The organism is Acaryochloris sp. 'Moss Beach', from assembly GCF_021497025.1.
GTDB lineage: Bacteria > Cyanobacteriota > Cyanobacteriia > Thermosynechococcales > Thermosynechococcaceae > Acaryochloris > Acaryochloris marina_A.
This window is the reverse complement of record NZ_CP071717.1, coordinates 2396833-2417144: the sequence shown is the minus strand read 5'-3', so window position 1 is coordinate 2417144 and position 20312 is coordinate 2396833. Positions and strand designations below refer to the sequence as shown.

General features: G+C 50.4%; 18 protein-coding genes and 1 pseudogene. 7 read left to right on the top strand and 12 right to left on the bottom strand.

What is annotated here, in order from left to right; genetic code table 11:
• Positions 1-26 precede the first annotated feature (26 nt).
• The 6 genes and pseudogenes from HRE53_RS11210 to acs form a co-directional block, all read right to left on the bottom strand.
• Complete coding sequence (locus HRE53_RS11210) at positions 27-611, bottom strand: N-acetyltransferase (RefSeq protein WP_235110516.1); 585 nt, start codon at positions 609-611, stop codon at positions 27-29.
• Positions 612-629: 18 nt separating this feature from the next.
• Entirely contained in the window at positions 630-998 is a 369-nt protein-coding gene (locus HRE53_RS11205) for a c-type cytochrome (protein ID WP_235110515.1), read from the bottom strand.
• An 87-nt stretch (positions 999-1085) separates the two neighbouring features.
• Positions 1086-1583 carry a GTP pyrophosphokinase gene (locus HRE53_RS11200; protein ID WP_235110513.1) on the bottom strand — a complete coding sequence of 166 codons (498 nt, stop codon included), beginning with the start codon at positions 1581-1583 and terminating at the stop codon, positions 1086-1088.
• A gap of 142 nt (positions 1584-1725) precedes the next feature.
• On the bottom strand, positions 1726-2271 hold the full coding sequence (locus tag HRE53_RS11195; RefSeq protein ID WP_235110510.1) for a hypothetical protein: 546 nt from the start codon (positions 2269-2271) through the stop codon (positions 1726-1728).
• 43 nt (positions 2272-2314) lie between these two features.
• On the bottom strand, positions 2315-2599 hold the full coding sequence (locus tag HRE53_RS11190; protein WP_212663503.1) for a YkvA family protein: 285 nt from the start codon (positions 2597-2599) through the stop codon (positions 2315-2317).
• Between the two features lie 126 nt (positions 2600-2725).
• Positions 2726-4704, bottom strand: a pseudogene (gene acs / locus HRE53_RS11185) (acetate--CoA ligase).
• Positions 4705-5079: 375 nt separating this feature from the next.
• Between acs and HRE53_RS11180 the strand changes: the two are divergent.
• From HRE53_RS11180 to HRE53_RS11160, 5 genes are all read left to right on the top strand, one after another.
• Positions 5080-5793 (top strand): hypothetical protein, encoded by a 714-nt coding sequence (locus HRE53_RS11180; protein ID WP_235110509.1) that lies wholly within the window; start codon positions 5080-5082, stop codon positions 5791-5793.
• A gap of 339 nt (positions 5794-6132) precedes the next feature.
• Positions 6133-6414 (top strand): hypothetical protein, encoded by a 282-nt coding sequence (locus tag HRE53_RS11175; RefSeq protein WP_212663500.1) that lies wholly within the window; start codon positions 6133-6135, stop codon positions 6412-6414.
• Positions 6415-6636: 222 nt separating this feature from the next.
• A complete protein-coding gene (locus HRE53_RS11170; RefSeq protein WP_235110507.1) occupies positions 6637-7980 on the top strand; it encodes an FAD-binding oxidoreductase in 1344 nt (447 codons plus the stop codon).
• Positions 7980-9380: a (Fe-S)-binding protein gene (locus HRE53_RS11165; protein ID WP_212663498.1), complete on the top strand. Its 1401-nt coding sequence runs from the start codon at positions 7980-7982 to the stop codon at positions 9378-9380. The genes HRE53_RS11170 and HRE53_RS11165 overlap by 1 nt, the downstream gene beginning before the upstream one ends.
• 30 nt (positions 9381-9410) lie before the next feature.
• Positions 9411-10571 (top strand): DUF58 domain-containing protein, encoded by a 1161-nt coding sequence (locus HRE53_RS11160; protein ID WP_235110504.1) that lies wholly within the window; start codon positions 9411-9413, stop codon positions 10569-10571.
• A gap of 85 nt (positions 10572-10656) precedes the next feature.
• Here HRE53_RS11160 and HRE53_RS11155 read toward each other — a convergent pair whose 3' ends face one another.
• A complete protein-coding gene (locus HRE53_RS11155; RefSeq protein WP_235110502.1) occupies positions 10657-15714 on the bottom strand; it encodes a C39 family peptidase in 5058 nt (1685 codons plus the stop codon).
• A gap of 416 nt (positions 15715-16130) precedes the next feature.
• Here HRE53_RS11155 and HRE53_RS11150 point away from each other — a divergent pair, with 416 nt between their 5' ends.
• Positions 16131-16445 carry a hypothetical protein gene (locus tag HRE53_RS11150; protein ID WP_212663495.1) on the top strand — a complete coding sequence of 105 codons (315 nt, stop codon included), beginning with the start codon at positions 16131-16133 and terminating at the stop codon, positions 16443-16445.
• An 82-nt stretch (positions 16446-16527) separates the two neighbouring features.
• Here HRE53_RS11150 and HRE53_RS11145 read toward each other — a convergent pair whose 3' ends face one another.
• The 4 genes from HRE53_RS11145 to HRE53_RS11130 form a co-directional block, all read right to left on the bottom strand.
• Positions 16528-17001, bottom strand: coding sequence for a gamma-glutamylcyclotransferase family protein (locus HRE53_RS11145; protein ID WP_235110499.1), 474 nt, complete (start codon positions 16999-17001; stop codon positions 16528-16530).
• Between the two features lie 14 nt (positions 17002-17015).
• Positions 17016-17528, bottom strand: coding sequence for a pentapeptide repeat-containing protein (locus HRE53_RS11140; protein WP_235110497.1), 513 nt, complete (start codon positions 17526-17528; stop codon positions 17016-17018).
• A gap of 71 nt (positions 17529-17599) precedes the next feature.
• Entirely contained in the window at positions 17600-17929 is a 330-nt protein-coding gene (locus HRE53_RS11135) for a YbjQ family protein (protein ID WP_212666425.1), read from the bottom strand.
• Positions 17930-18026: 97 nt separating this feature from the next.
• Positions 18027-18503, bottom strand: a complete 477-nt coding sequence (locus tag HRE53_RS11130) for a hypothetical protein (protein WP_212663492.1) — start codon at positions 18501-18503, stop codon at positions 18027-18029.
• Between the two features lie 519 nt (positions 18504-19022).
• Between HRE53_RS11130 and HRE53_RS11125 the strand changes: the two genes are divergently transcribed.
• Entirely contained in the window at positions 19023-19493 is a 471-nt protein-coding gene (locus tag HRE53_RS11125; protein ID WP_235110495.1) for an NADAR family protein, read from the top strand.
• Here HRE53_RS11125 and HRE53_RS11120 read toward each other — a convergent pair.
• The gene (locus HRE53_RS11120) at positions 19483-20256 is read right to left on the bottom strand and encodes a pentapeptide repeat-containing protein (protein ID WP_235110492.1); all 774 of its coding nucleotides are present in this window, start codon (positions 20254-20256) and stop codon (positions 19483-19485) included. The two genes, HRE53_RS11125 and HRE53_RS11120, sit on opposite strands and share 11 nt — an antisense overlap.
• Positions 20257-20312 lie beyond the last annotated feature (56 nt).

Here is a 20312-nt window from a genome sequence, read left to right as displayed (position 1 = left end):
GCTAAGGGGAAGATTAATTATAGGGTTTATTGTGGCTGTCTGAGCATGGGATAGAGGGTTGGTGAATTCCCTGCCTGAACTGTACCCAATACTTCAAAGCCATGCTTTTTATACAGGGCAACATTACGAGGGTTCGTCGCTTCTAAATACACCAGCTCTTGCCGTTGATCGCAGATCGCAAGGGTATAGGTGAGTAATGCAGATCCACATCCTTGCCCCTGACAGATCGGATCGGTGCCGATAATCGCTAAATGCCAATGGGGTTCTTGGGGATGGTGCCCACCGAGCTGTTCCAAAATAGAGGTGAGGGCGGGTTGTTGGCTGGCCTCAACGCCTTGCTGAATCAAGGTCATTAGAGCTGCTTCATCCGGCTGAGCAGTCGGCGGTAGCCAGAGGGCAACCGCCCCAAACCCTTCTGTATAGAACGCAGTCCCCTGTTGAAATGCTGCGCCGCCAAAAGCTTGGGCAAATAGCGGTAAACCTTGGGCATATTGAGTGGGCTGTGGAAACATCCACCGGATGGCTGGATCATTGCAGAAGGCTAAGGTCAGAACCGTTAGACAGTCCTCTGCTTCTGCTGGAGTGGCGATTTTGATATTCAAAGGTGTCAAGGGCCTACTCCTAAAGTCTTATTTCCAGTTGTGGTTAGCCTGTTCTAGAACAAACTGGGCCACGGTCTCAACTTGAGCATTATCGAGCTTATCTGCAAATCCGGGCATATTGTTTTGGCCCTCAGTGACTATACCAGTGAGGGGTTCCAGGGTGTCATAACTATCTCGTTTGAGAGATTTTAGTTTTAAGGTTTTACCGCGACGAATAATATTGCCGCCTTTGGGATGGCAGCCTGCACAGTAGTTCTCAAAGAGCATCGCTCCATCCGAGGCCTCAGGCGGAGTAGCCCAGGCAGGGGAGAGATTGATCCCTAACCACACCCCGATTAGACCCATCCATAAGCCAGCTTTTCGGCTAAAAGCAATCAAAACAGAAAATAACTTCACTCAAACATCGCCTAATTCAGCGTTCAACTCTATTGTTGTGTTCTATTGACTAGGCAAGCAACCTGCTTTGCTAATCTTTACGCCGTTTTAATCCCTGCTCTTGCTGCAGCCGTGCAGCCGTAGTCGCGGCAGGATGGTTTCATATTTTTTCAATCTGGCCCAGTCTTGATCTGTTGGCTGGGCAATGCGGCTGATATCCATGTTGTCTGTCATATCTGCAATTTTGACCCGTAGGGCGATGGAGTTCGTCATGACTCTGCCTAGGTAAGTGTCATAGGGTTCATCCTGGCGTTTGGTAATTGCATCAATGGCAGCCACAATCTCTGCGGGAAATCCTGCCTCAGTGAGCGCCACCAGGGTTAACTCTGAGTCTTCCACGGCATCATGGAGGACACCCATAATTTTCTCGGGGAGGATATTGCCCGCTCCCATCACTCTCAGGGGGTGATCAATGTAGGGTTTGCCTGCTTTATCGAATTGGTTTGTGTGTGATTGGGTTGCGATGGCCACAGGCCGGTTGGAAACCATCGCAATCGCCGTAACCAACAACTCTTCTAAAGAACGGGATTGGATCAGGGAAGCCATAATCTATGATCACTCAAACAAAGAAAATCCCTCCAGACTTGAAGGGAGTCTCAACTCTATCCTAGCGGCAGAGTCAGGTCTTTCAAGATCTGAAGAGGGAAGTGTAGTGAGCGACTTAGGGGCTGAATCCATGCCCACAGATTTACTGAACCGGAGCCTCGATGGGGGAGGCGACCACATCCACCGTGACGTTGTCAGGGGACACCACAGTTAGGGGCTGGGTGGATGAATCAGCAGGGGTGGCAGCATCCGTAGCATTGACGTACCAGTTTTTAAGAGACTGGAGTCCGTGCTTTATGGATGTGTAGGAGCCACCATACTGGTCAGTGAATTTGGTATCGACGCGAGTGGCCTGTTTTTGCAGGGGAGGAGCGAAGGTCTTTTGAATCGCGTTTGCCATGACCTGGAAGACTCTTTGCAAACGCTCCCAGGTTGACTTTGAGTCCGTCTCTTTACCCCAGGCTTCTTGGAAGTTACTAGAGGCTTGATGGCGCTTGTCTTTTAAGTCTGCAGCGACCGTGGCAGACATTTCAGCAGCTAGGGGGCGAACAATGGTATACCCTTCTTTCAATTCTGCTGATGTTTGAGTAAAGGCATCCTTAAGGATCTTGCCAATCCGCTGGCTGCGAGTCCCACTTTCAGTTTTAATTTGGTCAAATGTAGAGTTCATGGGGGTGGTGTTGTCCATCTGTAAAAATCTCCGGCGCTGCAAGTTTGTAAGGGTGGGGCGACTAAACAACGGGGTTCGCTTCAATATCAATTGCGGCTTCAAACGTGTCTTCTGAGGTGCCGTTTTTCTTGTTCTCTAACATGAGCTGACAGACTTCAGAAATCAGGAAGGTTACCAGTACACCGTCATCAATCCAACCCACGATAGGTAAAACATCAGGGGCAATATCTAAAGGGCTGACCAGATAAAATAGGGTGCCCGCGATCAGAGCCCAGCGATATTTTGGATGACGAATGCCTTGGCGAAAGGCGTCTTGAAACAGCTTAAACAAGGAGGGTTGTTTCATTGAAGGTCCTGTACTTCAGTGATTTCATTCTCCCAGACCCACCCAAAAAAATCTGGTGTAGATTACCCGCAGAGATGGGGTAAAACTACACCGAATAGACCGTATACGGTTTTCCTCTTGCAGGCGCTAGGATCCTTGCCGGAGCTTGTCTAGAACACTTTGGTCTTCCATAGTGGACGCATCGCCAGCAATGTCCTCACCGCTAGCTAAGTTCCGCAAAAACCGCCGAATAATCTTGCCAGAGCGGGTTTTGGGTAAGGCATCAGCAAAGCGAATCTCGCCGGGACGAGCAATTACGCCAATCTCATTGACCACATGCTTCTTGAGTTCAACTTTGAGATCGTCACTGGGGGGATGGGTATTTTCTAAAGTGACAAAGGCAAACACATCTTCCCCTTTGAGGTCATCAGGACGACCGACAACGGCGGCTTCTGCTACGGCTGGATGGGATACCAGAGCCGATTCAATTTCCATTGTACCCAGGCGATGACCGGACACATTGATCACGTCATCGACGCGGCCCATGATCCAGAAGTACCCATCTTCGTCTCGGCGGACGCCATCTCCAGCAAAGTAAACATACTTGCCGTCTTTGGGAGGGATATGTTCCCAGTAGGTGCGACGGAACCGATCGTCATCCCCATAAACCGTGCGCATCATGCTGGGCCAGGGATGGCGCACCACTAAATAGCCCCCTTCATTGTCTGCAACAGGATTGCCGTCCAAATCCACAACATCCGCCAAAATCCCTGGGAAGGGACGAGTTGCTGACCCCGGCTTGGTTGCAGTTGCACCCGGTAGGGGCGTAATCATAAAGCCACCGGTTTCTGTTTGCCACCAGGTATCAATGATCGGGCATTTGCCGCCGCCGATCACCTGCTGATACCAGATCCAGGCTTCCGGGTTAATGGGTTCACCGACGGTGCCTAAAATCCGTAAGGAAGATAAGTCGCGGGCTTGGGGATGTTGATCGCCCAATTTAATAAAGGCTCGGATGGCGGTGGGAGCGGTATAAAAGATATTGACCCCATATTTTTCCACCACATCCCAGAAACAGCCTGGATTGGAAGCCCGAGGAGCCCCCTCATACATGAGGGAGGTAGCGCCATTGGATAAGGGACCGTAGACAATATAGCTATGGCCAGTAATCCAGCCGACATCAGCTGTACACCAGTAGACATCATTGTCCTTGAGGTCAAAAGCCCACTTGCAGGTCATGTGGGTGTAAAGGTTGTAGCCGCCAGTGGTGTGCACCACCCCTTTGGGGCGTCCGGTGGTGCCGCTGGTATAGAGAATGAACAGCATATCTTCACTGTCCATGGGTTCAGGAGGACAGTCTGCCGAGGCGGCTGGGACTAACTCATGCCACCAATGATCGCGATTGGATGCCATCGTCACATCGGCTTTGGTGCGCTGCACCACCAACACGTTTTTAACGCTGGGGACACCATTGTCGGCTAATGCTTTGTCGACGGCTGTTTTTAAAGGGACGGCTTTATCTTTGCGGAAGCCACCATCGGCGGTAATTACTAGCTTGGCTTCGGCATCGTTGAGGCGATCTTTGAGGGCTTCCGCACTGAACCCCCCAAAGACAACCGTATGGGGGGGGGGCACCGATACGGGCACAAGCCAACATTGCGATCGCAGCTTCCGGTACCATCGGCATATAAATGCCCACCCGGTCGCCCTTGCCCACTCCCAGCTGCTTGAGAACGTTGGCGGTTTGGCAGACTTCCCGATGGAGTTGGGCATAGGTCAGGGTGCGAGAATCCCCTGGCTCTCCTTCCCAAATTAGAGCGGCTTTGTTGCGTCGCCAGGTTTTGAGATGTCGATCCAGGCAGTTATAGGTGATATTGAGCTTGCCCCCGACAAACCATTTGGCAAAGGGGGGGGGGCTGCCAGTCCAGCACCGTATCCCATTTTTCAAACCAGTCCAGTTCCTTCTCTGCAAGTTCAGCCCAAAATGCTTGAGGATCAGCTTCTGCCTTGGCATAAAGCTGCTCATATTCCTCAGCACTTTTGATTTCGGCCTGGGCCGCCAAGTCTGCAGGTGGTTGAAAGAGGCGCTGTTCTTGCAGGATGGATTCAATCGTGGGTTGTGACATAGCCCTTGTTTACCCGTGTCTGGAGCAATCTAGCAGAGGTGAGAAGATCTCGAACTGCTGTGTTGCTAATTAAGGTCCCATAAAATGCGATCCCATTTCTTTAAGCTTTTGTGATCAGTTTGTAAAAACTCCAAAAATCAGGGAACCCCGAAATTTCGAGATAAACCTGTAAAAAATGAATTCCAATCCCAATTCCGCTGTCTGCAGACCGCATAAGTCCCTTGCTGTTATTTTATTAAATAGGGTATTCTTTTGATATAAAAAAATTGCTTCAAGTTCGAAAAATTGAGGAATTATTAACAATTTCTCCCTCGCAAAATTCAGTTTTATCGCAATTTTTAAGTAAACCTTTAAATTGGTCAAGGCGGCAAAGAAATGCTGGTAAAATTCCTCGCTTCATCTTCCATCATTTGCCTCACACTGATCAGTGCAACCCTAGCCAGCCATGCCCAAGCCAGGGATCTGGTGACAGAGGACTCAGCGTCCATTGCCAACAATTTTTCTCGCGATGCCGAGGTCTTGGGACCGTTTGAGCCAGTGACGATACCGGTCAATCCGCCAGAAGCCGCTCCCGACACCACCCAAACTGCCTTAACGACGCCCTCCGTTAGACCCACCGAAATTTTGAGTCAATATGGATTAGTCCGTTCCTTGAAAGGCGATCAGCTGTCGGTGCGCTTGATGGATGGTACGGCCCGAACTTATAAAGTGGCGGCCAACGGTGCGACTCAAACCTTCCGCCGTGGCAGCTTGGTGGGGTTTGATGTCAATGGCAATGACCAGATCGTTAAGTTAGACTCAGCCCGCGTGCGCCGGGTCTTTGAAGGGACGGTGATTGTGGTGGAAGAAAATAAGTTGGGTCTGGTGTCCCCCACAGGTGAACGATTGGTCACCAGCTTGTCTAAAGCCAAAATCGACCGCATGAAAATTGAGCCAGGCCGGACATTGCGAGTGACCCAGTATGTAGGGACTTGGGCGACTAAGGTGTGCTTACCTGCTGAAGAAGATGATGTTGCGGCCTTGTCTCAAGTTCTGCCGGGGGATCCGTTAGCTCAGCCTGATGTGAATGCTGACTTTAACTATCCCTAAAGTAGCTCAAGTCTTGATGAAATCAGCTTTGTAGGCTCTATCTCTGAAAGAGGTAGAGCAGAGTCGCTTTACATGTCTTGCCTTAGATTTACTTTTCTTTACATCCATGCTGATATTTGTTGCCTAGATTACATGGCTAACTCAGTTGACGATAAGCTTTAGGTACGATCAAAGCTAAAGTGTTCTGTGCTATTTCTTATCTAATTTAATGAATGAAATGGCTAGATGCTTAAGTTTTTTGGTCAGAGAAAAAATTTAAGGTTTATGAGTCCTTATTATCTCGGTTGAGGTGTTGGGCCTTATTGCTTATCGTTACTTCCTACTGAGAAGGGACCTGTCATGAAATTCACGATGCTTGCCCTGGCTAGTCTAGCCCTTGTGTGCTTACCCACTGCGGCGGCTGCCCAAACCCAGGTCGTTTTTGGTTTCCCTACCAATTCAGTCTCGCCGATTCCCTTCTTTATTCCTTCAGCGGGTTTCTTCAACAGTAGTTATCCCCACCCCGGCTTTTATCACTACTACCTGCTGAATGATGAAGCCTTTAACCCAGATTATGAATATACGTTAAGTGGCGATCTTCAGTATGAGTTCCCCCTGGTGGGCAACTTTCAATACGAATAACGGGGCTGGATGTGAAAACCATTCAAGTCTAGGGGAATGACGTTTTAGTGGTGGGTAAGGCTGGCTAAACAGGATGACCTAGACGATCTCTGGGTGCTAAGTCTGGCCGCTGATCCGATTGGGCAGGTTAATTGATTTGTCTGCAGTCTGGGATACCGTTTATGGTGGATAAACAGTTTGATTAAACTGCTCAACTCCCGCTGACTTATCACGCCGTTTATTGTGGTTCTATCAACTGCTGCACTTTCCCAACAACTGATCCCGATTGTTGGCCCTGAGCAGGTCTTGCTGTTATCTGAGACCGCCTTGCTCTCTCCCTCCGAACAGATTTTTGATCAAGCTCCCCTGCCGACCCATATTGTTTACCCTCGAACCCAACCCGAATTAGCTGCCGTAATGGCGGTTGCCCATCAACAGCGCTGGCGACTATTGGTCTGTGGTCAAGCCAGCAAACTCCACTGGGGTGGCCTCACCCAGCAGATTGACTTGGTGGTCTGTACCCAGCGCCTCAATCGAGTGGTGGCCCATGCGACGGGTGACTTAACCGTAACCGTGGAAGCCGGACTCTCTCTGGCCACCCTGCAGGCTGAATTAGCGACGTTCCGACAATATGTTGCCCTTGATCCGGCCTATCCTCAAACGGCAACTCTGGGAGGACTGATCGCCACCCGTGATGGCGGCAGCTTACGGCATCGCTACGGCAGTTTAAGGGATATGTGTATTGGCATTACCTTTATGCGGGCGGACGGACAATCGGCCAAGGCAGGCGGTCGAGTCGTCAAAAATGTGGCCGGTTACGACTTAATGAAGTTAATGACTGGGGCCTTTGGCACCTTAGGGGTGATTTCTGAAGTCACCCTGCGTCTCTATCCCCTGCCGGAAGCGTCATCAACGGTGGTGGTTGGTGGCACTGAATCCCAAATTACCGAGCTGACCCGAACCTTACTCAGAAGTACCTTGACCCCGATGGCGGTGGATTTGCTCTCTCCTGCAGTCTTGCCTCCAGGGACGGTAGACGGTGAGCTGGCCTTAGCAGTGCGCTTCCAAAGTTTAGAAGAGAGTGTGGTAGCCCAATGCGATCGCATCCTGCAACAGGCCCAAGGATTATCTAGTATCACCCTCTCCGCCGACCCAGATATAGACTTTTGGCAACAGCTCACCCAGCAGTTTTGGCAAACGCCTCAATCATCAGCCCTAGTGTGCAAATTTGGTGTGCTGCCTGCTCAATCCTCCCAATTTCTGGCTCAGTTTGATCGGTACTGCCAACAACAGAAGATTGACGGTTGGGGACGAATTTATGCGGGGAGCGGCACGGGCGTTTTGCGATTAGAACAGGAAGGCATCGGCAAGGACCCCTCCCCTGGGGTTGAATGGATCCGGGAGTTGCGATCCCACTGTCAAAATGCCCAAGGATTTTTAACGGTTTTAGACGCGCCGCCAGCACTGAAGCGCAGCCTGGATGTATGGGGATATCCTGGCAACGCCCTCGCCAGTATGAAACAGCTCAAGCAGCAATTTGACCCTCACAATATTTTGAATCCCGATCGTTTCGTTGGTGGAATTTAATGACTACTTCTGAATCACCCAGCTCTTTGCAGGTGACTGCTGCGAACGTGGATCGGCCCGAGCAGCCAGCGAAGCCCTCTGCATCCCCTGAACAGTCTTTGATCGATAGCTGTGTTCATTGCGGGTTTTGTCTGTCCACCTGTCCCAGCTACCGGGTGATTGGCAAAGAAACTGATTCTCCTCGGGGGCGAGTCTATCTAATGAATGGCCTCAACCAGGGCGACTTTACCCTGACGGACGCTGCCGTTGGCCATTTTGATACCTGCTTAGGCTGTTTGGCCTGTGTGACCACTTGTCCATCTGGGGTCGAGTATGACCAGCTGATTACCTCAACCCGAGCCCAGATTGAACAGAACTATCAACGTAGCTTGCCTCAGCGATTACTGCGGAAAATGCTGTTTTCGTTACTGCCCTACCCTCAGCGATTACGACGACTGTTAGGACCATTGCAGCTCTACCAGAAACTAGGCTTGCAAACGATGGTGCGCCAGTCGGGGCTGTTGGAACGAGTCTTGCCCAAATCCCTCGTGGCGATGGAGTCCCTGCTTCCTCAAATTGAATCCCAAGCGTTTGCGGATCCAGAACCTGAAATCTTTCCTGCCCAGGGAAAACGCCGCTATCGTGTGGGCCTGATTTTGGGCTGTATCCAGCGGCTCTTTTTGTCTGAAGTCAATCGAGCTACCATTCGCGTGTTGACGGCAAATGGCTGCGAAGTGGTGATTCCCAAAAGTCAGGGTTGTTGTGCTGCCCTTCCCCACCACCAAGGCCAAGTTGAGCAGGCCCAAGATTTGGCCCGGCAGATGATAGATAGTTTTGCTGATACGGACTTGGATGCTGTGATTGTCAATGCGTCGGGCTGTGGCCATACCCTCAAGGAATATGGCCAAATCTTGCAGGACGATGCCGCCTATGGCGAACGCGCCCAAGCCTTTGCCCACCAAGTCAAAGATGTCCAAGAATTCCTGGATGAAGTAGGCTTAACCACCTCTTTGTCTCCCCTGCAGTCAGACCCCCTGGCTGTCGTCTATCAAGATGCCTGCCATATGCTGCATGGCCAGAAAATTCAGGCGCAGCCCCGCCGTCTCCTGCAGCAAATTCCCGGTATAGAACTCCGCGAACCCCGGGATGCCTTTCTCTGTTGTGGCAGTGCTGGGGTCTACAACATTCTCCAACCGGAAATCGCGGAAGAATTAGGGCAGCAAAAAGTGCAGAACCTCACCCAAACGGGGGCCACCTTAATTGCCTCAGCTAATGTGGGCTGTACCATGCAGATTCGCAAACATTTAGATGAACAGGACCATACGACTCCTGTGCTCCATCCTATGCAGCTGCTAGATTGCTCGATTCGGGGTGTTTCTTGGTCAACGGCTGTAGGGAATGCTCAAGACAGGACCCTTTAAACTGGCCTGATTGCTGCAGCCCCCTTCCCTATGCATCTCATCCATAAACTCGCTTCTTGGTTAGAAACCCATTGGGCCGTGCCAGCCTATGCGGGTTGGGTAATCTTGGGCCTCACGACATTTTTTTTGCTAGCTGCGGCGAATACCCTAGCGGGATGGTTATACGTTCTAGGGGGACTGGGGTTAGGGCTGTTATTGGTCTCTGCCGTTTTACCGATTAAGTCTTTGCAAGGGTTGGAGGTGGAGCGACTGCCCCTAGTGCCCGTTAGTGTGGGTGAATCCCTGAATTTAGGGTTAAAGCTGTCTAACTCGACCAAATCTGCGAAGTCCCTGTTACAGGTCCAGGACCACCCACCCAAAAATCTGGGAGCCGTCACCGCTCACAGCATTGCTGATATTCCTTCCCAAGCGACCCACACCTGGACCTATACCCTTCAACCGCAACAAAGGGGGGTCTATCGTTGGCAAAATGTACAGTTGCGAAGTGCGGCACCCTTAGGACTGTTTTGGTGTCGCCGGAGTCGCCCCGTCAAGGCCAAGGCGATTGTCTATCCCCAAATCTTGCCCTTACAGCAATGCCCCCTGCTAGATCATTCAGGTCATGAGCAAGATCGCCAGCGCCAAGCCCAACAGATTGGTCCCCACAACAATAATGAAGGGGTAACTCGGTCAATTCGCCCCTATCGCTGGGGTGACCCTCTGCGGCTGGTCCATTGGCGCACCAGTGCCCGTCATAATGAACTGCGCATTCGCGAACTGGAAATGTTTGCGGGGGGACAAACCTTGGTCATTGCTTTGGATAGTTCTGGTAGCTGGCAGGCTGATCAGTTTGAACAAGCGGTGATTGCGGCGGCGTCTCTCTATGCTTACGGCCAAAAGCATCAAGATCAGGTGCAGCTATGGACGGCCCAGATCGGGTTGCAAACGGGCCGACAAGCCATCTTAGAAACCCTCGCCCAAGTGCAAGCCGGAGAAGTGACGGTTGCGCCGCTTCCCCAACAGTCTGTTGTCTGGCTGACGGCTGATCCGAGTGGTATATCAGCATTACCGCCAGGAAGTTGTTGGCTATTTTGGCCGCATCCTAATACTGCAAATGGTTACCAACAGGGAGGCCAAGGGTTAGTCATTGAATCCGATCAGCCTTTACAAGCTCAGCTGCAAATCCCTATGACTGCTGCCCAGCGATACTGATCTGCCATTGATCCTGCCACCGGACTAGCTGATGTATGCCCTAGGGATTGTGCCAGGGCCAAGGGGTAGGAGGCAACTGCCGAATTCACGGATTCATAATTTTGAGGATGAGAAAAAAGAACGTTCCCAGTAGATAGATAATGGCCCAGAAGATATCGGGTGGAATGCTTTGGGAGAGAGCCCAGATATAACCGCTGATACTTTGACGCCGTTTAGCAATTCTCCACACGCTATTCGAAAAAACATGCTGCCAATAAAAACGACTTCGAAACTCGGGATGCACAGCCATCGCTTGCTGGACATGTAACTTGGCTTGCTCCATACGCTGATGGCGGGGCAGTTCTTGGCAGTCAATCGCCAGATTGGCTTTCACTAGATATTGAAGAAACAGATATTCCTTTTCCAAATATTGTGGATTAATGTCCTGCAAATATTGACTGGCTTTGGCAGTCTGCCCTTCATAGCTCGCTGCATAAGCTAACCAGAGCCGATGGACTGGGGTGCCATCATCGTCTGGGAGTGTGAGTGCATATTGACTGACTGGGATAGCGTTAGCAGGATCCTTGGTTGCTTGGAACGATTGAACCAGATTGAGTAGCATCCAAGGCTTTACCTCGCTTCGTTGTTTCCAGTCAGATAACCATTTGAGATTGATTTTGTGCTCTCGCCGTTCCGATAAGGCATAACCCACGATGCCCCAGGTTTCCGTGTGAGATCGCAAGACGTCACGGTTCGCCCTAAGAAACTTCATCAGGGGAGCGGAAGAATTGCGATAAGACAAAATTCGGATATAGGTGATCAGTGCCTGTCTTTGGACTGGATTTTCAGGATGGAACTTACGTAATTGCTTCTGGCAAAATTTCTGCTGCTTCAGCTTGACACAACAATAGACCCAGTGATGCCCGACCTGTGGATAGACCTTGGGCTGAGGGAAGGCGTCAAATAAAATGGTTTGGGCTTGAGTGGTCCAATTAGCCGCAATCATAGTCTCAACGGCTGTGCTCAAGGACCATTCAGAGTCGCAGGGATAGAGACACAGTTTCTCTAAGGTTTGAGTGGCAGTACTAAGGTCATTTTGTCTGGCTGCTAACTGGACAGTACGAGCCAAGACAAATTCATCATTATCCTGCTCCCTTAATTGAGCTAGGGTCTTTGCTGCTGCCTCAGTCTCCAGGCCCTCTAATTCCAGATCAAATAGACTCAACCCTGCAAAGCTATATTCAGGATCTAGTTCAAAGGCTTTGCGAAAATCTGCTTTCGCGCCTAACCGATCCCCTGTTTTGTGTTTAGCGTCTCCCTGATATCCCCACGAAATGGCATCTTTGGGAGCTAGCCGCACCAGCTGTTGCGCTGCAGTTAGATATCCTTCTAGGTTGTTTTGTTGCCGATACCAATCTGCCAGGGTATACCATCCCGCATAATAGCCAGGGTCTTTGGCAACCACAGCCTGCATGTCTTGGATGGCCTCGTCAAACTTGCCTTGCTGGTACTTAATCCAAGCGGTTCGAGCTGCCAAGGACACGGGTAAGTCATCATCTAATTGGGTGGGAGTACAGGTTGCGATCGCATCTTCAAATCGCTCCGCTGCTGCCAATACCCTAGCCTTCAAATCATAGGCATCCCAATAGCAAGGATTTAGCTCAATGGCATGGTCTACAGCAGCAAGCCGTTCATCCAGCGTGTCTTCCTCGGCCAGATGCTCAGCTAACCGCAACCAGGATTGGGCCTCTCCCGATCGAGTGACTGTTAGCTCCCGAGCCAGATCTGCGGTGAGGTGCAGACGCTCCAATGCTTGAGCCCATTCTCTTAACTTGTTCCATCCCCAGTCATAGTTAGAATCAAGGCGAAGGGCCTTCTGTAAGTGCTGCAGTGCAGTCTCTTGGTCATCCAGTTTCCACAGTGCATCTGCAAGATAGCCGTGAAGATAGGCCTCCAGGGGTGAATGCATCAGGGCTGTTTCTAACAGGGCTTTGCATTTGTCTAGAGCATCAGTGCGGTCATAAAGATCCGCCAACTGTTGAATGGCGCTGTCCCACCCTGGATTAATTCGTAAAGCGGTTTGCAGAGCTTGTTCTTCTGCCTCATCATCCTTGCGGGTACGATGCACGATCGCTAAATCCACCCAAACTCTGGGTAAGAGGGGAAAGCGCTCCGCTGCTTCCCCTGCAATTGCTAAGGCTTCCGTTGTTCGGTCACTGCTGAGGAGCTGCCGACTCCTGACGGTCCAGGCCTGCCATAAATCGGGTCGAGCGGCATGAACTTCTTGTATGCGTTGATCAAAGTCTGCGGGCGTCAAGACAGTGCGAGCGTATTGATAAAAGGTAAACAGGCTATCCCCCGTAATCACCTGTTGCTGAAACTCTTGAAAGATAAAGTCGAGAACGTCTTTTTGTTCTTCTATGGACTGGCAAATATCCATCAGTTCTGAGATGGCTCGGCTAGAGTCTACAGACCGTTGAATCGCCTCTTTAAACGCGGTCTTAGCGGTGGGCATGTCTTTTGCCAAAATGCAGAGACACCCATAGATGGTGAAATAGGCCGTGCTGTGAGGATCTAGGTGCTGAGCGGTTTCGCAGGTTTCAAATGCTGCCTCTAGCTGCTGTTGTCGACCCAATTGCCAGGCAATCTGTCGCCAGGACCAAGCATCTTTAGGGTTAATCTCCACCAGTCGCCGCAGCACCTGTTCTGCGACTATCGGATCTCCCTCTTGCACCTGTTCATACCAGAGGTGATGTAACCCGGCATGGTCAGGGAAGGTGCTGCAGGTGGCTGCTAAAAACTCACGGGCGGCAGTGACTCCTTCCTGTTCTGCTAGCAGTTGACTGACGGCGCGATTCGCCTCGATATCTAAAGGATCGGCTGTGACGAGCTGTTGCCATAGGTCGAGGGCTCTGTTGGGCTTGTATTCAAACTGCGCGAGTTTGGCAGCCGTACTTAACCAATGACTATGGGCTGTTTTGGCTTTGGCCTCGTCTAGCAGGGTATGGGCTTGGGCAAACTGACCATGCTCGCCCAGGTACTTGGCCCGATATAACAGTAAATCGCCATCGTCCGGGTGCCAGGCTTGGGTTTGTTCCAAAACCTCTATGGCTTCGGACGGGCGATCTAAATGGTCATAGGCGATAGCCAAAGCATAAACAGGACGGGTCGACTGCTTTTGGTCCCGGTGCCACCGTTGTTGTAAGAGCTGTAAGGCCACAGACGTTTGTCGACAGCCCCGAGCTGCCAGAAAATAGCTGTGGCCATAGGTTTGCTCCTTATCTTCTAGACAGGCTGCAAACCGATATAAGTCCAGGGCTAAGTCAAACTGGCGTTGTGACCAATACAGGTTAGCCAATAAAAAGTAGTTATAGGCTTCCGTCGGCATTGCACCGATAGACCGCAGCAGCAGGCTGATGGCTGATTCACTCGCCTTGGCATCGTCACTGAAGAGTTTGGCTAGCCGAGTCCAAAAAATGGGATGGAACTGGTCCTGCTCAATCACATGGGCGAGCCAATCGAGGCAATCTTGGCGGCTGGCCAGTTCCTGTAAGTATTGAAGTTTCTGCAACATTAGCTGTGGGGCAGCAGGAAACTGCTCCAGCATTTGTTCTATGACGGTCAAACCACTGGCTTGGTCAGAATCATAGTAAGCCAGCTCGAACTGAGCCTGGAGGGCAAGGCGATGGTGAGGAGCGACCCCATTCATCCGTTGGCTCCAGTCACTGGCTGTGGAGCGATCATGTTTGAGCAGCGCTGCTTGTAGATCGTGGAGCTGATCGTAAAGACGGCTGTCAGGAAGTTCTAGGGTTTCTAGTAGTCCCGCTTTCTCGGCAGGAAGAATGACCATGCCTCGGGGACCGGATGCCCGATATCGCTCTAGAAATTCCTCCGCCCAGGGTTCAACGATACCCCGGTGGTAAGGGTCACGAATAATGAGGGTTTGCAATCGGCTGTCATAACCAATCACGGCCTGTAAGTGGGCTGATGTGGCTTCAACGGTACTGAGGGTAAAAGGAACGCCTGCATCAATCAGTTGGATAATGCTGTCCCAGGTAACCGTAAATTCGCAGACCGCCCATCCTTGTTGACTGGCCCAGTCCCGCTCACTATAGCTAGACGTACCGTTGTAGCAGATGCTGTCCACAATCTGATGGTGATCCACCGAGATGCCCCAATAGGCACAAAGGGTGGTCAATGTGGCGGGGGCACAAGTCATGTGGTGTTGGCGCACAAAACCGACGGGCAAAATCACCCGTTTCCCCTCGGGTAAATCCAGCAAGCGTTGGGCTAAGGACTGGTAGTAGGGGTACTCCGCCAATTTCTGAGCCAAGTGATGGGCGTGATTAAAATCCGCCATCTGATAAGCAATGTCAGCTTGGGCGGACCACAGTCGGGCTTGCCCTGCCTTCTCTAGGAGTGGGCAGGCTTGTTCATATTGCTGATAACTGTGTTGAGCCTGGGCATACTGCCCTAACTCCAGTTGAAGTGAAGCCAATTGGGCCCAAAGCTCACCACTTTCGAGCTGAGTAGTGGCCTGCTGTAGTAGGTGCAGCGCCTGGTCATCTTGGCTTAAGAGGGTATGTAAATGGGCTGCTGTCAATACAGCAGGGCGATACCAGGGGCGCTGTGCCAAGGCCTGTTGGGTCATGGCCAAGGCCTCTGGATATTGATCTTCTTGCTCCAACAGACGAGATCGTAGAAGGGTGATCCAAGGATCGTCTGGGGCTAGGGTTTCTGCCTCTTGGAGATAGGCATCCGTTCGATCAAAGTCTCGGAATTCTAAAACCACCTGGGCTTTTAACCCCAGCCAATGGGCTTGTTGGTCCGGTGTGAAGCGCTCAAACTGCGGTTGGTACTTTTGGATTAGACGATAGGCCGCTAAGGGACCCTGCCGCCAAAGCCTTGTACTGATGTAGTAATACAAGGCGTCTGGATCGGTAGGATTCTGTCGCCAGGCTCGAAGTAATACAGCAGCTCGCTGTCGGGGTGCCCCCAGATACCCGACTAGTCGGCCTGCCAAAATTTGGGTCGCTGTGTCTTGCCGGGTCGAGATCAGGTCAACGGATTGGCAGAAGTCATAGGCCTGGAGATAGAACCCTTGCTCCATTAGGGCAAATAGACGATCAAAGACAGACTGGGAGAGTTCTACCGATGTTTTCATTAAGGTCTAGACAAGATAAATGATGGATAGGCTGATCCTTCGCCCCTCCAAACTGACAGACTGCAATCGTTTGAAGAGAGGTTTGGCCACCAGCTATGGGTAGACCGTAATCAGGCCTTCTATATCGTTATGATTCCCACTCTAAAGTCAGCTTTCGACGCTTAATTGCAGGGTCTAAAGGGGAGAAAAACAGCTTGTCGACAAAAATGCTGAATACTGCTGAGAATGGGTCAGATTCAAGATTTTATCTATAAAATGATGTCAGTCCTGGCTGCTCTCTAAGCGCTTACTTTGGGGGGTAACAGTAAACTTAGATAAAGTAAATTAGTATAATCTAATACATTTTTCAGGCTGATCTCAGCTAGGAATTCCATACTGTTCCCATAAGCAAATGAGACTATAAGTAGGTCAGGAAGATGAACACGAAAGCCTTACTTCATACCGCATTGATTTTTGGTTCTTTAGCCAGCGCATCAGCCCTAGCACCAACCGCCCATGCAGGGACTTTAGTGACCTGCGGTCCCAATGGTGCTGCGTCTATTGTCAAAGTCGTACCTGCGGGTTGCCGACATCTGTCCGCAACCTCTGCTCCTAAGCATTCACCGGATAATTCTGTAGAAGAAGCTCGTTTGGGCTTTACCTTCAAAGCCTCGGCCCCTGAAGCTCAAGAAACTCAACCCGTAGCGGTTGATCAGAAGGCTCAACCAGAGGTCGTTGCGACCCAGCAATAACCCTAATTGGGCGTTTTTTAGAGATCCTCATGTCTGACTCAGTCCTCTGGATGCTTCCCCCTAGCCCAGAGGACTGATTTTTTTAAGGCTCTAGATCCCAGGTATCCTGTTCATCGGCTGCAGGGGATGGACTGAGAGAGTAGTCATCCATCCAAGCGTGGACTTGGACTAGAAACTGGGGTAGATGTGAGGTGCGAAACTGTTCTGCATTCCACGATCGATGGGATAACTGATTTATTTGGCTGAGGGGAACAACATAGGTATCGGCATATATGGTTGAGTGCTCGGGCAGAACGACCGTTACGGCTTGTCGGCTATACAGATCCCCTTCGAAGTAATCGAGGCGGTGGAGGGAAATGGGATCGATATCGAAATAAATTCTACCAAGGGTGGACTGTTGACCGGTTTTGATGATGCCTGGGTAGAGTTGCTCCACAAGACAAAACCGCTCATATCCAGGCAACCAAGCGTTCGTTGCTGGAAAGCGTTGACCTGTAACCGCTTGCATGACTTCAGGAAAGGTGAGCGTTCCGTAGGTGAAAAGGTGGACGGTCACCAACCCAATTCAGGTTAAGGATTCTCAGGCAGCGTATCTTTGATCAGCGACTCTTCTTGTTGAACCTCTGCTTCTGAAGTGCTGGGGGGTGGGGAAGTTGGGCAGTCGTCTAAATCGACGTCAGCATCCGTCAAGTCCGTCCCGACAAGGGTGGCAGTACAAACATCAGCGCCTTGCAATTTGGCACTCCGCAAAACAGCTTGGGTAAAGTCAGTGCTGGTGAGCTGGGTGTTTTCTAAATTGCTGCCGTAGAGATAGGCGGCGGTGAAGTTAGCATTTTCTAAATTGGCATTCTCTAAATTACTCAGCAGTAAAGAGGTATTGCGGAGGTTGGCTCCTTGCAAGTTAGCATTGCGAAGATTGGCACGGATCAGAATTAATCCACTTAAATCAGCGCCACTGAGATCGCAGCCTTCGCAGGAATTAACTTGTTTAAGTTGAGCAACATGTTTAGGGTCTGCGGCGAGAGCAGAGCTACCTACAGTCACCCCAAGGGTGAGTGCAATCGCAAAAACACCAAATCTCATGCGTTTTTCTTTACTTCCGTCGCGACAGCTCCAAAACGTACTGTAACAGATTCAGCTAAATGGGACGAGTCTTAACGGGCCATTTTTACGGCTGTCCCAGCTGCAGTGATTAACAGTAAAACTCCTGTTTCATCAATATTAATGGTGTCGGTACTGACCCGAACACCGATGACAGCATTCGCGCCTAATCGATCTGCCCGTTTTTCTAGCTCAGCAATGGCATCCTGCTGTCCCTTTTCAAACACTCGTTCATAGCTGGCGGTGCGACCGCCGATAATATCGCGAATGCCCGCAAAAAAATCTCGCAGGGCATTACTGCCATACACAACTTCAGCTGTGACAATGCCGCAATAGCTTTCGATAACAGCGCCCTGAATGACATCCGTTGTGGTCACTAACATGTTGATCTTTCCCATAGGTTGAAGTCTGGTGTTTGGATGATTATCTAATAACTGAGTAGCACAGGGATATAGAAAATAGGAGAGCTAAAAATGGAGGCTAGTCCGTGGGGATGGGGTTAACGATTTGCCAGACATTGTAAAGGGCTGCGGCCAGGAAAAATATAAAAGCTCCCCAAAAACCCAAGCCATATTCTGCATTGAACCCCACATAACCTGCCCCTTGTTTGGTCAGCTCTTGATCTAAACCAGACTTGATGGACAGAATTAAAAACGCCCCTAATCCACCTGCACAAGCTGGTAGAACTTTATTGTTACGGGTTTGCTTGATTAGACTGCTGCCTAATCCCACTGCACAACAGGTAAACGCGAATATTGCTTTGCCATCTGCAGGGATTTTCTTAGACTCGGCTGGCCCGGCAAACGATGGCGTTTCCACCGTCGTCCCTGTTGTCATCTGTATGCCCGATAACTCCAATACCGGGGTGCGATCGCAAGAAATCGTGATGAAGGGCAAGAAGAAGCAAATGAGAACAATCGCAAAAAAAGAACTAGAAATTTTTCGGGAGGTAGGCATTGACTCATCCTTTCGTCATTATTTTTCGCAAACCCGTCATCGTGAAAAATATTGGGCTTAAGATGTATAACCCCTCAGAAAAATATCTTTTTTTGGAAGCTTTAACCTAAATCTTTCAAAAATTTACAGGTATGACGATCTGAACGGATTGAAGCGCTTGGTGTTGGGGCCATACGGAGTAAAGCGATGGCAAACCTGGCATCACCGGAAATGGGCATAAGATGCTCAGGGCCATTGTTGAGCATGGGTTGATCATCTGAAAACAGGAACCAGCGGTTTGAAGCAGGACCATGAGCTGTGTGCTCGGGATGGGTGCTATCCCTTTGGCAATATGGTCTAGCCCGTCTGGATGTGCTGATCCTTGGGCAGAGTCAGGAGGGACTCATGGATGTGCAATTTCAGTCGTTAGAAGTGCACCCTTTCCAGTGTGGAGTTTGGCAGTTGTAGGAAAAAGAACGTTCTTGCTAAGTCAGGTTTGCTGTCATCATAGAAATAGATAGTCGGGTAAATTAGCTGAGGATGACCATTTTCTTCTACAAAGTCCAGGATCCTTACGGATGTTTTTCCAATTTTTCACTTTATAGTATTGACCTGCAAGGACAGACCTGGCCCACCTCAGAACATTACTATCAAGCCCAAAAATACCAAGGTACGCCTCATCAAGCCTTGTGTGAAGAGATTCGACAGACATCGACCCCTGAAGCTGCTGCAGCCATAGGGCGTAATCCCCTATATGCCGAGCAGGACAATTGGGATGTGATCAAGCCTGAGATTATGTATGCTGCTGTGCGCGTTAAATTTTTAACTCATCCGACGATTCAGGCCGAACTGTTGTCCACGGGGGATGAACGGATTGTCGAAAATTCGCCCTTAGATTCCTATTGGGGCTGTGGTGCCGATGGCAAGGGGCATAACCAGTTGGGAAAAATCTTAATGCAAGTTCGCCAAGAGATTCGCCAGTTGATTCAAACGGGGGCGATTAGTGGGTGACGCTAACGGCCATCGCTGGAGTGAGATTGTTGACTACTCGCTGATCCGGCAGGATGGTTCGAGACAAGATGGCGTCTTGCAATCTTTGTAGCTGGACTTGGGCATAGGCCAAATTAGTGCTGCTTAAGTTGGCCTGCTGGAAAATAGCGTCCGTCAGTTGGGCAAACTTCATCCGGGCTTCGCTGAGTTCTGCCATGCTCAAGTTGGCGTGGCTGAGGTTAGCGCGATCTAGACAAGCACCAATGAGGCAAGCACCACTCAAATTCGCCCCTTTCATGGAGCTATCTTGGCAGTTCGCTTCGCTGAGATCCGCGAACATTAAGGTTGCAGAATCTAAGTTAGCACCGGTGAGATTGGCATCCCGCATATCGGCATGGTTGAGGGTGGCTCCCCATAAATAGGACCGTTGCAAGTTGGCCCGTTGTAAATTGACTTTACTCAAATCTGCTTTGAGGAGATAGGTGCCTCGGATATAGGCATCACTTAAGTTGGCCTCGGCGAGGACACTACCCTGAAAATTAACGCCCCATAGATTGGCACCACATAAAAGAGCACTGGCTAAGTTGGTATCGGCGATGTAACTATGTTTGAAGTTGACCCCATACAAGTAAGCGCCCTCCAAATTCATATGGCTGAACTTGGACTTAATAAAGGTCGAGCCGGACAAATTCTGCTGGCTTAAGTCCGCATTTTTTAACTCTATTTCACAAAAATCTCGTTCTCCGGCGGCGTAGCGCTCCAGTAGCTCGGCTACTTGCATCATGGTTCAACCTATTCAAATCCTTAGCTTTGATCTTAGTCATTGGCTTCTGGAAGTGA

What these genes read in the sequence shown, in the direction of transcription:
- HRE53_RS11200 (WP_235110513.1), bottom strand. Translation starts at nt 1,583, where the DNA reads ATGGCTTCCCTGATCCAATCCCGTTCTTTAGAAGAGTTGTTGGTTACG.
- HRE53_RS11195 (WP_235110510.1), bottom strand. Translation starts at nt 2,271, where the DNA reads ATGGACAACACCACCCCCATGAACTCTACATTTGACCAAATTAAAACT.
- HRE53_RS11190 (WP_212663503.1), bottom strand. Translation starts at nt 2,599, where the DNA reads ATGAAACAACCCTCCTTGTTTAAGCTGTTTCAAGACGCCTTTCGCCAA.
- HRE53_RS11180 (WP_235110509.1), top strand. Translation starts at nt 5,080, where the DNA reads ATGCTGGTAAAATTCCTCGCTTCATCTTCCATCATTTGCCTCACACTG.
- HRE53_RS11175 (WP_212663500.1), top strand. Translation starts at nt 6,133, where the DNA reads ATGAAATTCACGATGCTTGCCCTGGCTAGTCTAGCCCTTGTGTGCTTA.
- HRE53_RS11165 (WP_212663498.1), top strand. Translation starts at nt 7,980, where the DNA reads ATGACTACTTCTGAATCACCCAGCTCTTTGCAGGTGACTGCTGCGAAC.
- HRE53_RS11160 (WP_235110504.1), top strand. Translation starts at nt 9,411, where the DNA reads ATGCATCTCATCCATAAACTCGCTTCTTGGTTAGAAACCCATTGGGCC.
- HRE53_RS11155 (WP_235110502.1), bottom strand. Translation starts at nt 15,714, where the DNA reads ATGAAAACATCGGTAGAACTCTCCCAGTCTGTCTTTGATCGTCTATTT.
- HRE53_RS11150 (WP_212663495.1), top strand. Translation starts at nt 16,131, where the DNA reads ATGAACACGAAAGCCTTACTTCATACCGCATTGATTTTTGGTTCTTTA.
- HRE53_RS11140 (WP_235110497.1), bottom strand. Translation starts at nt 17,528, where the DNA reads ATGAGATTTGGTGTTTTTGCGATTGCACTCACCCTTGGGGTGACTGTA.
- HRE53_RS11135 (WP_212666425.1), bottom strand. Translation starts at nt 17,929, where the DNA reads ATGTTAGTGACCACAACGGATGTCATTCAGGGCGCTGTTATCGAAAGC.
- HRE53_RS11130 (WP_212663492.1), bottom strand. Translation starts at nt 18,503, where the DNA reads ATGCCTACCTCCCGAAAAATTTCTAGTTCTTTTTTTGCGATTGTTCTC.
- HRE53_RS11125 (WP_235110495.1), top strand. Translation starts at nt 19,023, where the DNA reads ATGACCATTTTCTTCTACAAAGTCCAGGATCCTTACGGATGTTTTTCC.
- HRE53_RS11120 (WP_235110492.1), bottom strand. Translation starts at nt 20,256, where the DNA reads ATGATGCAAGTAGCCGAGCTACTGGAGCGCTACGCCGCCGGAGAACGA.